At 64.0% G+C, this 16,040-nt stretch carries 12 protein-coding genes; 1 reads left to right on the top strand and 11 read right to left on the bottom strand.

Annotation, left to right across the window (positions count from 1 at the left end; genetic code table 11):
* Positions 1-3: 3 nt before the first annotated feature.
* From QOI01_RS14420 to QOI01_RS14370, 11 genes are all read right to left on the bottom strand, one after another.
* A complete protein-coding gene (locus QOI01_RS14420; protein ID WP_526381980.1) occupies positions 4-888 on the bottom strand; it encodes an alpha/beta hydrolase in 885 nt (294 codons plus the stop codon).
* 63 nt (positions 889-951) lie between these two features.
* Entirely contained in the window at positions 952-2,403 is a 1,452-nt protein-coding gene (locus QOI01_RS14415) for an MCE family protein (RefSeq protein ID WP_526381978.1), read from the bottom strand.
* Complete coding sequence (locus QOI01_RS14410) at positions 2,404-3,489, bottom strand: virulence factor Mce family protein (RefSeq protein ID WP_526382003.1); 1,086 nt, start codon at positions 3,487-3,489, stop codon at positions 2,404-2,406.
* Between the two features lie 65 nt (positions 3,490-3,554).
* Positions 3,555-4,868, bottom strand: coding sequence for an MCE family protein (locus tag QOI01_RS14405; RefSeq protein ID WP_526381976.1), 1,314 nt, complete (start codon positions 4,866-4,868; stop codon positions 3,555-3,557).
* Positions 4,865-6,196 carry an MCE family protein gene (locus QOI01_RS14400; protein ID WP_526381974.1) on the bottom strand — a complete coding sequence of 444 codons (1,332 nt, stop codon included), beginning with the start codon at positions 6,194-6,196 and terminating at the stop codon, positions 4,865-4,867. The genes QOI01_RS14405 and QOI01_RS14400 overlap by 4 nt, the downstream gene beginning before the upstream one ends.
* Complete coding sequence (locus QOI01_RS14395) at positions 6,193-7,221, bottom strand: MCE family protein (protein ID WP_526381972.1); 1,029 nt, start codon at positions 7,219-7,221, stop codon at positions 6,193-6,195. The genes QOI01_RS14400 and QOI01_RS14395 overlap by 4 nt, the downstream gene beginning before the upstream one ends.
* Before the next feature lie 34 nt (positions 7,222-7,255).
* A complete protein-coding gene (locus QOI01_RS14390; protein ID WP_526381970.1) occupies positions 7,256-8,680 on the bottom strand; it encodes an MCE family protein in 1,425 nt (474 codons plus the stop codon).
* A 2-nt stretch (positions 8,681-8,682) separates the two neighbouring features.
* Positions 8,683-9,525: an MlaE family ABC transporter permease gene (locus QOI01_RS14385; RefSeq protein ID WP_526381968.1), complete on the bottom strand. Its 843-nt coding sequence runs from the start codon at positions 9,523-9,525 to the stop codon at positions 8,683-8,685.
* A gap of 31 nt (positions 9,526-9,556) precedes the next feature.
* A complete protein-coding gene (locus tag QOI01_RS14380; RefSeq protein WP_526381966.1) occupies positions 9,557-10,324 on the bottom strand; it encodes an MlaE family ABC transporter permease in 768 nt (255 codons plus the stop codon).
* 581 nt (positions 10,325-10,905) lie between these two features.
* On the bottom strand, positions 10,906-12,732 hold the full coding sequence (locus tag QOI01_RS14375) for a 1-acyl-sn-glycerol-3-phosphate acyltransferase (protein ID WP_526381964.1): 1,827 nt from the start codon (positions 12,730-12,732) through the stop codon (positions 10,906-10,908).
* Complete coding sequence (locus QOI01_RS14370; protein WP_526381962.1) at positions 12,729-14,243, bottom strand: HAD-IB family hydrolase; 1,515 nt, start codon at positions 14,241-14,243, stop codon at positions 12,729-12,731. Before QOI01_RS14370 ends, QOI01_RS14375 begins: the two co-directional genes overlap by 4 nt.
* A gap of 337 nt (positions 14,244-14,580) precedes the next feature.
* Here QOI01_RS14370 and QOI01_RS14365 point away from each other — a divergent pair, with 337 nt between their 5' ends.
* A complete protein-coding gene (locus QOI01_RS14365; RefSeq protein ID WP_526381960.1) occupies positions 14,581-15,834 on the top strand; it encodes an NAD(P)/FAD-dependent oxidoreductase in 1,254 nt (417 codons plus the stop codon).
* The last annotated feature ends 206 nt before the right edge of the window (positions 15,835-16,040 follow it).

Genomic DNA, 16,040 nt, shown 5'->3' with positions numbered 1-16,040 from the left:
TTGCTATTTGATCGTCGCGACGAGGTCGTTGGACATCGCCGCCAGTTGTGGGGCCCAGGTCGACCAGTCGTGCTGACCGTCGACGGGAAAGTCGAAGTGACCGTTGTGGCCGCCAACGATGGCGTAGTGCGTGTAGAAGCTGCGGTTGCTGCCCTGGGCTTGATCGCAGTAGCCGATCATTGCCGCGGGATCACTGCATGTCAGGGTCTGCGGGCTAAACACCCACAGTCGAGTGTTGTTGTCGGCCAACAGCTGCACGTGAACATCGGGGTCATGCCACTTCCACCGACCCAGCTGCGGCAATCCCCACATGTTGCGGGTGTCGACGCCGCCGTACTGGGCGAGGCCGGCCGTGATCGCTCCGTTGAACGTCGTCTTCGACGGGGTCAAGAATCCCGAGAAGGAACCAACGTATCGGAACCTGTCCGGGTGGAACTCGGCCAGCGTCAGAGCTCCGGTGCCTCCTTGGGCGGCGCCTACGATTCCGTGACCGCCTGGCGCGAGTCCCTTGTTGGCGGCCAGCCAATCGGGTAGCTCGCTGGACAGAAACGTCTCCCATTGACGGCTACCGTCCTGCTCCCAGTCGGTGTACATGCTCCATGCACCGCTCGCCGGTGCTACGACTGAAACACCCTTGCCAGCAAGGCTGTTCATGGCGTTGCCGGCGGTCACCCAGTTGCTCACGTCGGGCGCTGCGTCGAAAGCGTCGAGTAGGAACACTGCGTGGGGGCCACCGGCTTCAAAGGCGACCGGGATGTCTCGTCCCATAGCCGCCGACGGCACCATCAGGTAGTCGACTCCAGCCGCCTTCGCCGTGACCGTAGTCCACAAACACATTCCCAGCACGGCCACCAACACGGCACGCAACGCGGTGATCCCGACTCTCATCACACTTTTCCCTCGATGTCGGTTGGCGTGGGAGGCGGCCTTGGCTCCGTCAATCATGTTGGCCTAGTTGACCTTCGGCGGGATCAGCATGTCTTGCCAGCTACCGGGGTGAGCGCCGTTCGCCAAGTTCGACTGGGTGTGCGGCTGTCCGTCCGGGCCGATGTACGTTCCGGTGCTGGGGTCGTACTGAGCGGTGGCGATGGGTAGCGGAGCGGACCCTGGAGGCGCTGCCGGGCGCGGGACTCCGGGCGGCAATTGGGGTACGCCCTGTCCTGACAGGGTGGCGTTCGGGTCCCCCTTCCAGTTGTAGCCGTCGTTGAGCGGCACGTACTGGTCATTGCTCTCGCACATGGCGACCGTCGGCGCTCGTTTGCCGGGCACCGTCTCACAGGGGATGTTGCGAGCGCCGCGGACGTTCAACTGCGAGTCCGCAGGCACGCGGCAGTACAGATCGCCATCGGCGCGGTCAGGAGCGTCCTGGAACGTAGGTGCCCGTTGCTGTTGGGCCGGAAGGAATCCGGTGGTGCACGGGGGCGGCAGATTAAGGTTGAGGTTGAAGCTCAGGTACTGGCCCTTGTACGCCTGCTTGGTGTTCATGTTTGCGATGATCCCGGCCTGCAATGCCGATACTGCCTGCGGCAAGAGAACGAGCAGTTCTTCGATGTCCGCTCGGTAGGTGACGGCGACCTGGCCGATACTGACGAGATTCGCCATCAACACCGGCAGGGTGGGTTTCAGACGGTCGATGAGTTGACGCACCTGCTCGGCAGCTGGACCGCCCTTGGTAATGACACCGGCGACGTCCCGGTCATGCGTCTTGAGCTGAGCGGTCACCGCGGCGGTGTGAGCAGCCCAGGCCTGGATGGCATCCGAGGTATTGGTCTGCGAGTCCAGCACGGGTTTGGACTTGTCGATCAGCGCAATCAACGGATCGAGGTTTGCGCGAGCATCGATTGCCAAATTGGATGTGCCTCTGACGATTCGGGATAGCTCGGGGCCGAGTCCTCCCACAGCGGTGTAGGACTCGTCGATTACCGTCTTCAGGTTGTCGTGCGGGATTGCCTGGAGCCCGTTGTTCGCCGCCGTGAGGAGGTCGTTGATGTCGGGGGGGACGGAGGTGCGCGCCAGGGGGATGACGTCACCGTCCTTCAACGGCGGTCCGTCACCGCGAGGCAGTAGCGCCACGTACTGTTCACCGATCGCCGACTGGCTGTGCACCTCGGCTTCGAGGTCCGATGGGATGTCGATACCTGATTTCAGCGAGAGGTCGGCGGCCACTCCATTAGTGGTCAGCCGTACCGCTTCGACGCGGCCGACTTCGGTGCCGCGGTAGGTGACGTTTCCTCCGCCGTAGAGACCGCCGGCCTGGGGCAGTTGCACTGTGACGCTGTACGTTCCGACGCCGAAGAGCATCGCAGGCAGCTTCATGAAGTGCACGCCCATCAACGCGACCGCGACCAGCGCGATCACGGAAAAGAGCGCGAGTTGAAACTTCAGTCGTCCAGTTAGTCGCATCTACGGTCCTTGATCCAGGTGGTAGGCAGCGACCAGCGGGTTACCTGCGGTGTAGGGGCTCGGGTACTGGCCGATGGTGCGTCCCCACTGAAGTTCCAGTTCGGTCAGGTTGCCCTCCCACCGCGTTCCCGTGAACACGCCGGCGTCGATTCGGCTGAGTGTGAGGTCGATGATCGCAGTCAGGTTGGCTTGTTCGCCGCGCTGCCACTTCTCGATGGTTTCGTTGGGAAAGGGGTAGGTGGGAATCAAACTCAATGCGCGGGTCAGACTCGGGCCCGCGTTGGCGAGGGACTCAAGGACGGGCCCGACGTCGCGCAGTTCCTTGACCAGGTTGTCCTTGGACTGGTTGACGGTGTCTGCGGTCATTGCAGCGAATTTGCCAAGCTTGTCGGCAGCCTCGACCAGGTTGGCGCGCTCGTCGTTGAGTTCGGCCAGCGCGTCGGGGATGGTTGCCAACGCGTGGTCCAGAACGGGTTGTTGCGCGGCGAACTTGCCTGCCAGGTCGTTGAGCTTCTCGGTGGCGGCGATGATGTCGGACGATTGATCGTTAAGAATGCCGGCAAAGGTGTCGAGCTGGCCGATCAGGTCGCGCAGATCCTGCTCGCGGCCATGGAAGGCGGTGCTGAAGGCTTCGGTGATGTCTTGGACTTGGCCCAGTCCGCCGCCGTTGAGCACCATCGACAGCGCGGCGAGCGTCTGCTCGGTGCTCGGATAGGCTGCGCCGTTTGACAACTCGATGAGCGATCCGTCGTGCAGCCGGCCTTGTGGTGGCGCGTCCCGTGGCGGCGCCAACTCGATATGCAGGGACCCCAGCAAGCTAGTCAGCCCGATCTTCGCGGTGCTGTTGGCGGGCAGGTCGACATTTCCGTCCAAGCGCATGGTGATCAGTGCGTGCCAGCCTTGCCGCTCGATCTTGGTGACGGTGCCGACAGTGACGTCGGCGACGCGCACGCGTGAGTTGGGTTGAATGTTGTTGACGTCGGGCATCTGGGCTTGAATCTGGAACGAACCGGGCCCGTCACCCTTGGTGCCAGGCATGGGCAACGAGTTCAGACCGTGCCAGTCGCCGAGACTGCAACCCGCCATCGCGAGTGCGCACACGATCGCCGCTAGGGCCATCACTGCCCGGCGAATGTCATTGCGGCTAGTCATCATCCACCTCCGTTCGGCACCATCAGCCCGGTCAGACCCGTATTGGGATCGGTGCTCACCGCCGGGGGCGCCGCGTCAGCGGGACCCGGTGCTTCGGCGGCCATCGGGGCCTCCGGTGGCGGTGGCGTCGCCGGCGGCACGAAGTCGGGCCTCATCCAGGGTTCGCTATAGGTGACCTCGTTGGGTCGTGCCTGCGCGCCGACGAGCAGGTTCACACCGAGCGGCGGGAAGTTCACCTGGCGGTTCTTGACGATGGGTGCCAGGTATTGGGCGCACAGCTTCGCCGATTGCACGGCGCCCAACCGTGACGCCGCCTGGATGGCTCCGCATAGGAACGACACCGGATTGGCGAAGTTGTTGACCGCGAGGGCGCCGGTGAGCGATCCGTTGGCCGGTTCATAGATGTTGTAGAAATTGGCGATCGTGTTTGGCGCAACGTGCAGTGTCTGCTTGATGTCGTCGAGGCTGCCGACGAGCGCCGTGCTGATGGAGGAAAGTTTGTCCGACGTGGTCCCGATCGCGTCCTGGTTGTCGGCAACGAAGTCCTTGAGGTCGCCGAGAACGCCGTTGAGGTCTTCGGCCGCCTTGCCCACTTTGTCGGGGCCGTCGGCCAGCAACCCGGTGACGGAGGCCAGATTTCCGTTCAGTTGCTCCAAGACGTCTGCGCTGTCACGCAGAGCCGTGACCAGTGTCGACAGATTCTTGAAGGTCGAGAAGATATCGCCGCTGTGGTCGCCAAGCACCGAGATCGCCTGTGACAGTTTGATGATCGCGTCACGGATGTTGCCGCCCTGGCCGCGGAGGTTGGCCGCAGCCGTGTTGATCGCGTCACCCAGGGTGCTGACCCCGCCCGGTTCGGTCGGCTGCAGCAGCTTGGTGATGCGTTTGAGTTGGACACGGATGTCGTCCCATTCCACGGGCACCGCCGTGTGGTCCTGTTGAATCACCGTTCCCGTCTTCATCACCGGTCCGCTGGTGTAAGCCGGGGTGATCTGGAGCGCGCGCCCGGTGACCAGTTGCGGCGACAGGATGACGACCTTCGCGTCAGCAGGCACTCGATACTTGTCATCGACCCAGAACGTCACCTTGGCGCGCTGAGGCTCGGGCTCGATTGACTCGACCTTGCCCACCGGCACACCCAGGATCCGTACGTCGTCACCCGCGAACAAGGCGTTGCTGTTGTCGAAATAAGCAGTCACGAGGGTCCTGCCGCTCCGATCCATCCCATGGATGACCACGACGAGCCCGACGGCGAGCATTACCGCCAGCGCTGCGGCCAGCGCGACGCGGATCCACTTCGGCCGCCCGCTCACGGCTGACCCTGGGGTTGCGGGTCGATCTCATTCGGTGCAGGCACGTACACCGCCGTCGGAGTAGGCGCTGGCGCCGCCCCGGCAGGCGGACCAGGGGGCGGACCGCCGGGTGGCGGGGCGGGAAGTGGTTCGCGATACGGGTAGCAACCCGGCCCGGGCAAGGGAACCCCTGGCGGACCGCACTGCTGGTCGCCAGGGTTACCGGTGATCGCGTCGGGCACCTTGAGCGCAGGATCGCCCCCTTGACCGGTGCGCGGGTAAGGCACGGGCAGAGGAGGTGTCCCTGGCTGACCGACCTGCGGGTCGGATAGCTGCGACGGCGCCAGGACGTTGGGATCGGCGCCGAGATCGGAGAAGGCTGCGTCGATGAACGGTTGGACGAACTGCCCGGGCAAAAGGTTGGTCACGTAGGCCTTGAAGAACGGCCCAGACGACACCGACTCCCCAAGGGACACTGCGTACTTGTTGAGCAGCTTCACGGCCGACTGCAGCTGCCCCTTACGGTTGTCGACGATGGCCAGAACCCCGTTCAGCTTGTCAAGGGCCGGTCGCAGCTGTTGCCTGTTCTCCCCGATGAACGCCTTCAACTGTTGCGACACCGCCGAGATATTGGTCCAGATATGTTCTAGCGCAGCGCTTTGCGTCTGCAGCTGCGCCAGCAGAGAATTCGTATCGTTGACCAGCGAAACGATTTGATCGGTGCGTTTGGCCAGCACACCGGTCACCTTGGCCGCATTCGCAAGCAGTGTCCGCAACTGCTCGTCGCGGGAGTCGATGGTCGCTGCGAATCTCGTCACGCCCTGCACGGCGCTGCGCAGTTGATCAGGGGTATCGGCGAAGGTCTCGGCCAGCGTGGACAGTGAGTCCGAGAGTTGGTTGGTGTCAACGCCGCTGATCGTTCTGGACAGGTCCGCTAGTGCGTCGGGCAACTGGTAGGGAGATACGGTGCGACTCAGCGGAATTGGACCCTGGAGCTCTCCGCCGCCACGGGGCACGACTTCCAGCACCTTGGTGCCAAGCAGGCTCTTGGTCTTGATCGCAGCCTCCGTAGCGTCTCCCATGTGGACACTGCCGTCCACGGTGAAGGTGACTTTCACTTGATTCCCCTCGAGATCCATGTCGGAGACCTTCCCGGCAGGGAAACCTGACACCTGGACGCCCGCGCCGCTGAGCAGCCCACCGGCATCAGCGAAGTACGCCGAGTAGGTCTTGGCCTGGTAGAGAAACGGAAGTCGTTGATAGTTCAACGCTCCAAGCACCACGGCGCTGACGAGGGTTAGGCCGACCACGCCAATGAGCAAGGGGTTGCGTTCGCTGAAGGACTTCATTTCGGTGCGCACCGCCCGGTGTCCTGGCCTGCAACCTTGATGAACACCGGTTGACCGCCTTTTCCGTTGAGTTTCAAGACGACGTCGCAGAAATAGAAGCTGAAGTAGTCCCCGTACATGCCCTGCCGCCCGAGAGTGCGGTACTTATCGGGCAAGGTGTTGAGGAGTTTGTCGAGGTAGTCGTGGTCGGCGACGGCGATGGCGGCGGCGCGATCGGTCTCGTGGACCACCTTCTGCACCGGTTGGCGAACCTGGCCCAGTAGGTCGGCTATCGATCCTGTCGCGGCGTCGGTGTATGCGATGGCGTTGGTGATGTCGGTCTTGCGATCGGCCAGGCCGTGCACCAAGTCCGACAGCGACACCACGGCCTTGTCGAGTCGGTCGCTTTGTCCGCCAAGGGAATCCAGGACGACGTTGAGATTGCCGATGACTTGCCCTATGAGCTGGTCACGATCGGCCAGAGTGTTGGTCACCGTGGCGGCCTGGGTGAGGAACGAGGAGATCGTCGGTCCCTCGCCTTGTAGCGCGCCGATCAGCTGTCCGCTCAGCGCATTGACCTGGTCGGGGTTCAGTGCGCGGAACAGCGGCTTGAATCCCCCGATTACGGAGTCCAGGTCGAGTGCAGGGACGGTCCGTGTAGTCGGGATGACTTCCTCGGCCCTCAAGGGGGTCACGCCGCCTGCGCCCTCCTCCAACGCCAGATAGCGGCCACCGATGACGTTGTCGTAGCGGATCGCCGCGCGGCTGCCCTCAGTCAAGGCGACCGACCCGTCGGTGGAGAATCCGACGCGAAGACTTGAGTCCGAATTGAACTCGATGGTCTCGACTTTGCCGACCTCGACACCGGCGATGCGGACCAGGTTGCCGGTTTGCAGACCCGAAACGTTGGTGAAGTCGGCGAAGTACTTCGTGCCGTCACCGAATCGGAATTGAGCGAAGACGGTCATCAGTGCGAAGGCACCGAATGCGCAGACGGTGAGGAAGACGGCGAGCCGCCAGGCCGCGCCTTTGAAGTTGTCCTTCACGGCGTCTGCTCCTTGCCGGTTCGGCGGTGTTGGCTCATGGTGCGGGTACCTCGGGTGGGACTGGGACGGGTGGGACCGCGTTGGATGCGACCGATGTGGCCGGCGGGACCGGGTCCCCTGCCTGTATCGCCGGGTCAGCCGGTGGCACGCCCGACCACAGCGGTACGCCACCAGGCCCGTAGAGGGGTGCGCCATACGGTGGGGCACCGGGATAGGGGATGGGGCCAGGGGCCGGACCGGGCAGGCACGCCCGAATCTTCGGCGGCTTCGGAATCGCGCGGGTGACCGGTAAGTAGTCCGCGTAGCACGGGTGCGCGAGGCCCGGATTCGGGCGAATGTCGAGTCCCGTTCCATAGCCGGTGTTGGTGATCATCTGGCGTACGGGGAAGTTCTTGAAGGCGTCCGGCAAGGAACCGCAGCCCGGTGCGCCACCGGGGCCACCCTTGGCGGCGACGATCGGCAGATTGTCCGGGTACATGTACGGGTCGTTGCCGGGTAGCAGGGCGACGTCGAGTTGAATCGTGCGTCCGTCGCCGCCCCAGACGTTGTATCCGCCGTTGTTGAGGAACCAGGTCGCCCCCTGCAAGAAGCAGGTGTATACGGGGTTGTACTTCATGAGCAAGTCGGTGGTCGGAGCCAAGGTGTTGATCGCGCCGACGATGCTGTCCTTGCTCGTGGCGAGCAGGTCCATGCCAGATGTCGATACACCGATCGCGTTGAGCAGCAGACTATTTAGCTCCTTGGAGCTCTTGGTGATCGTGGTGCTGGTCGTGCTGGCGTTGTCGAGGACCGCCACGATGTCATTGGCTGCAGCCGCATAGGTGGCGTTGAAGTCCTTGAAGGAGCGCCAGTCCTGTTTCATCGTGTCGGCGCGGGAGTTGAGTGCCTGCAGAACCTGATCCAATGCGGTGGTGGCCTCGCCCATGCGTGGCCCCTGGCCGCGGACACCGTCGGCGACCGCCGTGAGTACTGCGTTGAGCTTGGCCGGGTCGACCATGTCGAGCAGGTTGGTGAGATTCTCGAAGACCGTATTCACTTCGGTGCTGGTGTTCTTGGATTGCAGCACGGCTCCGGCGGATAGGCGGGCCGTCGAGGGATCCGTTGGATAATCGAGGTCGACGAACTTCGCGCCGAAGGCGGTGGTTGCCTGTATTCGTGCCGTGACGTTGGCCGGGATGAATCGGATCTGGTCGGGGTATATGTCGAGCTGAAGTTGGGCAGCGCCGGCGCCGCTATTGATGTCATGAACACGGCCGATCTCGACGCCGCGCATCTTCACTTTGGCATCGGATTCCATGACCAGGCCAGAGCGATCGGCCTGCAGCGTGACGGGGACGTACGAGTTGAAGGTGCCAGCGAAGAATCCGGCGGTGACCACGAGGAACACGACGATCACCAGGATGAGGATGACGGTCCACCATTTGTTGGAGATGCGGCTTTCACCGGGGCGGGGGTCCATGGTCAGCCAGCCAGGTTGAAGTTGCCGGTCTGGCCGTAAACAGCCAATGAGATCATCACGATCTCGACGGAGGCGACCACCATCGACGTTCGGACGGCGCGGCCGACCGCTTCGCCGACGCCTGCGGGGCCGCCGCTGGCGGTGAAGCCGTAGTAGGTGTGCACCAACATGATCACGACGGTCATCACCAGGGACTGAAAGAACGACCAGATCAGGTCCGAGGGAATCAAGAAGGTGTTGAAGTAGTGGTCATACACTCCCGAGCCCTGGCCGTAGAGAACCACGGTGCCCAAGCGCGCGGCGAAGAACGCCATCATCACGGCGATGCAATAGAGCGGGATCACCACGACGACCCCGGCTATCACCCGGGTAGCCGCTAGATAGCTGATGGTGCGGATTCCGATGACTTCGAGTGCGTCGATCTCCTCGTTGATCCGCATCGCGCCGATCTGCGCGGTGGCGCCGGCCCCGATTGTCGCCGCCAGAGCCACGGAGGTGGTGCCGGGCACGATGAGTCGAACGTTGAAGAACGCCGAGGCGAAGCCGGTCAACGCCTCGAAGCCCACCGACGCCAGCTGGTTGTACCCCTGGATGGCGACCAAGGCGCCGGTCGTCATGGTGAGGAAGCCGACGATGGCGACGGTACCGCCGACGATGGCCAGAGCACCTGTCCCCAAGCCCATTTGGGCGATCAGCCTTAGCATTTCGGTGCGGTAGTGCACGAAGGCGTCCGGGATCGCGGCCAACGTCTTGGCGTAGAAGTGCGTCTGGGCGCCGATACGGTCCCAGCCACCGGCGACGCCGTCACCTACCCGGCGCAGTCGCGCATACGAACGACTGGGCACTGCAGCATTCGCGCTAAGAGTCACGTCGCCCTCACACCGTGAACTGAATGCCGACGGCGGTCACGACCGCGTTGATCGCGAACAGAACCATGAAGGTGAAGACCACGGTCTCGTTGACCGCGGTGCCGACTCCCGCAGGGCCGCCGCCGACCGAAATGCCCTTGTAGCAGGCGATCAATCCTGCGGCCATGCCGAAGAGGGTGGCCTTGAGCAGTGATACGACGACGTCGCCCATTCCGGTCAGCAGGGTCAGACCGGTGATGAATGCACCGGGCGAGACGTCTTGAACGAAGACGCAGAAGACGAACGCACCCGCCAGACCAACGATGATCACGCTCGCCGACAGCGCGAGGGCGACCGTAGTAGCAGCCAGCACGCGCGGAACCACCAGCGCCTGAACCGGATTGATGCCCATCACCCTCAGCGCGTCGAGTTCGTCACGGATGGTCCGAGCACCCAGGTCCGCGCACATCGCGGTGGCACCCGCGCCGGATACCACGAGCACTGTCACGATCGGGCCGATCTGATTCACCGTTCCGATCGCGGCGCCCGTGCCGGAGAAGTCGGCGGCCCCGAACTCCTTGAGCAGGATGTTGAAGGTGAAGACCAGCAGCACTGAGTACGGCATGGTCAACATCAGGGCTGGGACGACGGACACTCTCGCGACGAACCACGACTGCAACACGTATTCGCGCCAGGCGAAGGGCGGCTTGAAGATGAGGACGAAGGTGTCGAGCGACATCGCGAAGAAGCCGCCGACTGCGCGCACGGGCTTGGCCGCTATCGACGCCGATGTCATGACGTCACCGACCGGGGCGTCATGGCGGGCAGACCAGCCCCAGTTCCTCTGCGGGGGACGACGCCCCGGCATTTCTGCGGGCACTGATCACCCTCGACACACGGCATGGGCGAACGTTATCGATGCGCGCCACCAGTTGGCTGCCCCACCAAGGGGGATAAATCTGCCTCTTGCGAGCTAGGTTCGCCCGTTCCCAGCAACACGTGTTCCCCTCGAGCGTCGGCGCGCGCAGATTTACCGTCGGCCTCGCCTGGGCGTCATGTCGAGGTCAACGACTTCTCTCGATTCGGGCCGACCGGATCCAGCGTCAAGCGCGAGGAAATGTCGCCCGCTTGGCTAACGTGCACGTCAATTAAAACTGGGCGGCCTGACGAATCCTTATCGCGCACAATGCGCTTGAACGCCGATTCACTGCTCGACGCCCTCGCCCCGAGGCGGCCGCACTCCTCGGAGGGTCCGGCGGTGGGGGCGGAGCGCCGCCTTGCATGGGCCACGGAGCAACCTCGAGAGGCAGAACTTTTCACTGACGTCGCAGCGCCCCCGGGCACAGGGGCGGTCATGCCATGTCTCCATGGCGGGCCTCACGTCGCCGTCGTGCGCAACCTTAGAAGATGGTCGATCGAGCGCCGCAGATCGTCGAGCTCCTCGACGAGCGCGGTCCGCCGCTGCCCGAGATCCGGGCTTGCTTTCATCAACCCACGGTGGCGAGCCATTTTCGTTGCGGTACTGAACATCTCACCTGACACCGACTCCTCGGTGATCCGATGTTGCAACGACCACTGGCGCCCCACCCGCAGGCAACGCGCGAGCATCTCGTGTTCCTCGACCGACCGGTCACCGGCGGCGGCCAACTCCTCCGCGACGACCCGGTACGAATCGATGAATGGGCGCAAGACCAAGTGTGCTACCAACAGGTCATTGTTCTGCAGGCAGTGCGACACCTCGACGACGTCAAGGGGCGCTTCCTTGTCGTGTCCGATGCCGGCCATGATCGCGAACTCCCGCCACAACTCGTCGGCGAACTCATCTCGCCCGGCGAAGAAGAAGTCGAACTTCAACAACTCGCGCAGCGCCAGCGCGGCCTTCCACGCCGTCTTGTTGTCGGCGCCCGGCGTCTGAATGAAGTTCAGCAACGACAACTCGGCGATGGCGCGCATGACCAGGACATGAATTGCACTGTTGCGGTACACCGCTGCGATGAGATGCTGGTCCGCGCCAATGCCCCACACCGTGGCGACACCCCCGCGATAGCGGGACAACACACCGGAGGTGACCAGATCGTCCAGTGATTGCGCGACGGTAGGGCGCTTGGTGAGGTCCAGGCCACCTGCGATCGGCCACTCCCGAGCCGTGAGGTAGCCGGCCAGCGGCGCCACCGTCGCACACACCTCGTCAATCGTCAGAGCGCGATCAGCACCGAGCATCGCCACGCAGACAGCCGCGGTCGCAGAGACTGGGGTGGCCCGGTTGATGCGATGGCAGATGTCGAGCGCCACCCTCTCGACCACCTGGCGATCGTTCAAACCCTCTGCGCGCAAAGCATTCAGGCGGTCATAGAGCGGTACGGGAGTGCCGAAATTGAGGTAGATGCGGCCAACCCGATGGCGCAGACCGTGTGCATAGCCGACCAGCCAGCGTGCGTTCTCCGGCCGTTTGGGAAGGCCGCGTGACTCCGCGACCATCAACTTCACTTCGTGTAGCGGAAGCTGGTCATAGAGGATTGACACGGGTATGACGGTGGTCCGCTCGGCTCCCACGGATTCAACGGCGTCCGTCACGTACCGCAGGAGCCCGTAGCGCGGCGGCCGCAACTTCCCCGTCCGAGAACGGCCACCCTCGATCGACCATACGAGGTTGTGGCCGTCGTCGACCATCCGGCCGACGAGCGCGCGTAGCGCCATCCGGTAGACGGGCATGTCCCCGGAGGCCCGCCGCACGTGAATGAAGCCGTTGCGCCTGGCAAGTGGGCCCATCGGAAAGAAGTCGAGATTGGCTCCGGCCAGACCATACGTCGGCGAGATGCCCTCCTCGACGAGGCGGGGAGGGAACGCGAACTGATCGAGATACGAGCGGTGCGATATCAGAAAGACCAATGCATGGCCCCGGTCGAGCTCGTTGAGCGCAGCCATCTCCCCCGGGTTGGTCACCACCTGAAAGCCGCGCACCAGCCACACCGCGAGTCGACGCCAGGCGTGCACGACCAGGGGAAGGTGCACGGCGCCCAGCTCCTGTAGGTACACCGCCGCCTCGTCCTTGACGGCAACCACGTCCCGACCCAGCTCATGGGCCAATTCTGTTGCAGCGTAGTTGAATTCGTCGGAGTCGAGTATCTGATCCGAGGCGACCGAGTCGCTCGGTTCCAACGCCCCGGCCAGCCATCTCGGTAGGAGCCGGAGCACAGCGGTCATCGTGCCGCCACCGCGCACGCGATCGCTTCCGACCACCGCGCACCAGCCGCAACGCCGGGCCAATCGTCGAGGGTATCGATGTAGAGCTGACGCGTCCGTGTCAACCACTCATCGATGTCAGCCCGCTCCCAGCGATCGGTCGGGACGGGTTCGTGCACGACGACTTCGATTGTGCCCTCCTGGGCGACGCTTGCATTGCGCCACATGATTTCGCCCGCATTGCGGATGACGATCGGAACGATCGGAACCCCCGCGTCGCGGGCCAGATGGAAGCCACCCTTCTTGAACGGGCCGACCCGCGGACTGAGCGACCGCGTGCCCTCGGGTGCCATGGCGATCGAGACGCCAGAGCGCAGTTTCTCGACGACGGGACGCAGGCCGGAGATGGCCTTGGCGGTGTCGGTGCGGTCGACGAAGGCGACGTCGGCGATGTCCAGAAGTGGGCCCAACACCGGCGCCTCACGAAGTTCTGCCTTTGCGACGACGGTGAACCCGCGCTGAATGACGCGGGAGGTGACGAGGGCATCGATGAGTGTGCTCTGGTGGTTGATGAAGAACACCGCGGGACGTCGGGCGGCGTGCTGCTCGCCGGTGACATCGATGGCGATGTTGCCGACCGCTCCTCCGACGCGGCCGAACAGCGACGTCGCCAGGTCGACGCCGCCGCGCCGGTCCTGAGTCAACACCCCGGCGACGGCACCAACCCCGACGGCGGCTGCAAAGCTGCCCATCAAGGCGCTGGTGCGAATCAACGGTATCGGATTGAGCCGACTGGACTTGCCGGGCAACTGGATCGTCTTCCACCCATGCTCAGCGGCATGTCGGGCCAGCGACCGTCCCGGATTGACCGGATGGGGAGACCCGACCGCGTCCAGCAGCTGCAGGTCTTCGTCTCCGTTGGCATAGGCATGGCAGCCGCTCAGTGCGATGCGTTTCCGCTTGGCGAAATCGCGTGCGGCGGCCAACTTGCCTGCGCCCCAGAGTGTCCGGCCGGCCAATTGACCGGTGAGCACCCCGTCGACGGTCTCGAGCCTCGTGCACAACACGTGCTCGATGCCGAGCTCGCGTGCCATCGGCATCACCTGCATCGCGGTGGCCGACGTGGCGATCACGACGGTGTGCCCGAGATTCTGATGGGCGCGCACCAGTCGCCAAGCGCCGTGATGCAGCGCGCCCGCCACGTGCGTCGTGAAGAGCTGTTCACCAAGCTCCATCAGCTCATCGTCGGTGCGTCCCATCCAGCCACGGGTTCCCCGCAACATCAGTTGCTCGAATGCGGCTTCGTCAAGTGGCCCACCCACCGCTGCGCTGATCGTTCGGATCAGTTCGTCGGGTCCCAGCTCCAGGTTTCGCGCGCGGTGTTCGTACAACGCTCCAGCGGAGTATCCGTCGATGAGCGTTCCATCGAAGTCGAAGAACGCCGCGACCTTCGGCCCGCTGGGTCCCGCCTTGAGCTCGCGGATGACCTCCTCAACCGAGGCTGTCTGCGGCTGCGGCAGCACGTCAGCCATGTCGGGGTCCGCGATTCGTGCGGCGAACTAGACCGGTCGTAGGAGTCATGGGTGTGCCCCCTTCACATCGATGTTGGGAGCTCGGCACAGGTGACGGTCCGCACGCCCGCAGCGCACGAAACACAGCCTCCCGCAATCGCGACCCTGGGTACCACGGTGGCCCCACCCGCTCACTATCTGCGGCGGAGTCGCTGGGGCCAAGGATGTCGCCGAGAAATACCCCTTCCGCAAGGCAATGACTACCCGAAGTGGTGACGCGGCCCGACGAGCGGTTCGGCGAGACTTTCCAGAGAGATCGGCGGAAGGATCACGCGTGCCGACCAGAAGAGGAACTCCTGTGACCGATTTCGACGCCGGGCCCGGCCTCGAGGGATCGACCGTGGTGGTTGGCGCAGGTCATGCCGGCGGCACACTCGTCGGGCTACTGCGTCAGCACTCGCACGCGGGACGGATCACCCTGTTGGGCGCCGAACCGCACCCTCCCTACCACCGCCCCCCGCTATCGAAGAAGTACTTTTCCGACGACTACGAGCAGTTGCTGCGACCCATTGACTTCTACCGCAGCCAAGACATCGACATCCAGCTCAACAAGACGGTGACACGGATAGACCGTGCCGCGCGCCGCATCCTCACGTCGGACCGCGACGTGCTCTCCTACGATCACCTCGTCATTGCGACCGGAGCCGCAGCACGGCCTCTCGTCGTGCCTGGTTCGGACCTAGGCGGAATTCTGAGTCTGCGAACCCTCGATGACGCCGTCGAGCTCCGCAAGACGATGGCGGCCGCGCGCAGGATGGTGATCATCGGAGGCGGCTACGTCGGCTTGGAAGTCGCCGCCGAGGCCGTCGCACACGGCCACGTCCAAGTAACCGTCCTCGAGCGTGAACACCGCATCCTGGCGCGCGTCGCGAGCACCGAATTCTCCCAACTCATCCATGACCAACACGCGCGCCGCGGCACCGACATCCTGACCGGTATGGACGTCGTTGGATTCGTGGGCGACCGGCACGGCACGGTTCGAGCGGTTCAACTCTCCGACGGCCGAGAACTCGAATGCGACGCCGCACTCGTCGGCGTGGGTGCGATCCCGCGCGACGATCTGGCCCGCGAGAGCGGAATCCATTGTGACGGTGGCATACTCGTTGACGAGTTCGCCCGCACGAACGATTCGTCGGTGTTCGCGATCGGCGACGTCACCAAACGGCCGCTCCCCGGCCAGAGTCACCGCATCCGACTGGAGAGCATCCCGAGCGCAGTCGAACAGGCCAGACAGGCAGCCGCCGCCATCACCGGTGGCGCTGCACCGAAGCCGGAAGTCCCCTGGTTCTGGTCGGATCAGTTCGACCTTCAGTTGAAGATCGCCGGTCTGGTGCGTCCGACACGAGCAGCGATCGTCCGCGGCGACACCGACTCGGCTAAGTTCGCCCTGTTTCACCTCGACGAGGACGACCGCGTGGCGGCGGTGGAGACCTCCAATGCGGCAGCGTTTTTCATGGCAGGCAAGAAGATGATCGGCAACAAGACGCGCGTCCAGCCAGAGCTTCTGGGCGACGGCTCCGTCGATGTCCGTCAGTGCGCTGTCGCAGACTGAACATGCGGAACCGACAAGAGAAAGCGACCCAACATGCACGTGTCAGCAGCGGTGGTCACCGAGATCGGTGCCCCCACCCCGTGAGCAATCAGGCCACGAAACGGGTTCGATGGTTGGTCACGGCGGCAGCGTTGACAATGATTGCGATCGCCGTCGGGGCCAGAGTCATCGGCCGTCGGTCCCCCGGGACCCAACCAAACGTGGAA

Origin of the sequence: Mycobacterium sp. (genome assembly GCF_032162605.1) — a bacterium.
In the GTDB taxonomy this organism is placed as follows: Bacteria; Actinomycetota; Actinomycetes; order Mycobacteriales; family Mycobacteriaceae; genus Mycobacterium.
Note: the sequence above shows the minus strand (reverse complement) of the source record. Positions and strands in the feature narration are given on the sequence as shown.

Bases quoted from the DNA above. Each gene is read 5' to 3' on its own strand.
- QOI01_RS14420 (WP_526381980.1), bottom strand. From the start codon at position 888: ATGAGAGTCGGGATCACCGCGTTGCGTGCCGTGTTGGTGGCCGTGCTG.
- QOI01_RS14415 (WP_526381978.1), bottom strand. From the start codon at position 2,403: ATGCGACTAACTGGACGACTGAAGTTTCAACTCGCGCTCTTTTCCGTG.
- QOI01_RS14410 (WP_526382003.1), bottom strand. From the start codon at position 3,489: ATGGCGGGTTGCAGTCTCGGCGACTGGCACGGTCTGAACTCGTTGCCC.
- QOI01_RS14400 (WP_526381974.1), bottom strand. From the start codon at position 6,196: ATGAAGTCCTTCAGCGAACGCAACCCCTTGCTCATTGGCGTGGTCGGC.
- QOI01_RS14390 (WP_526381970.1), bottom strand. From the start codon at position 8,680: ATGGACCCCCGCCCCGGTGAAAGCCGCATCTCCAACAAATGGTGGACC.
- QOI01_RS14380 (WP_526381966.1), bottom strand. From the start codon at position 10,324: ATGACATCGGCGTCGATAGCGGCCAAGCCCGTGCGCGCAGTCGGCGGC.
- QOI01_RS14375 (WP_526381964.1), bottom strand. From the start codon at position 12,732: ATGACCGCTGTGCTCCGGCTCCTACCGAGATGGCTGGCCGGGGCGTTG.
- QOI01_RS14370 (WP_526381962.1), bottom strand. From the start codon at position 14,243: ATGGCTGACGTGCTGCCGCAGCCGCAGACAGCCTCGGTTGAGGAGGTC.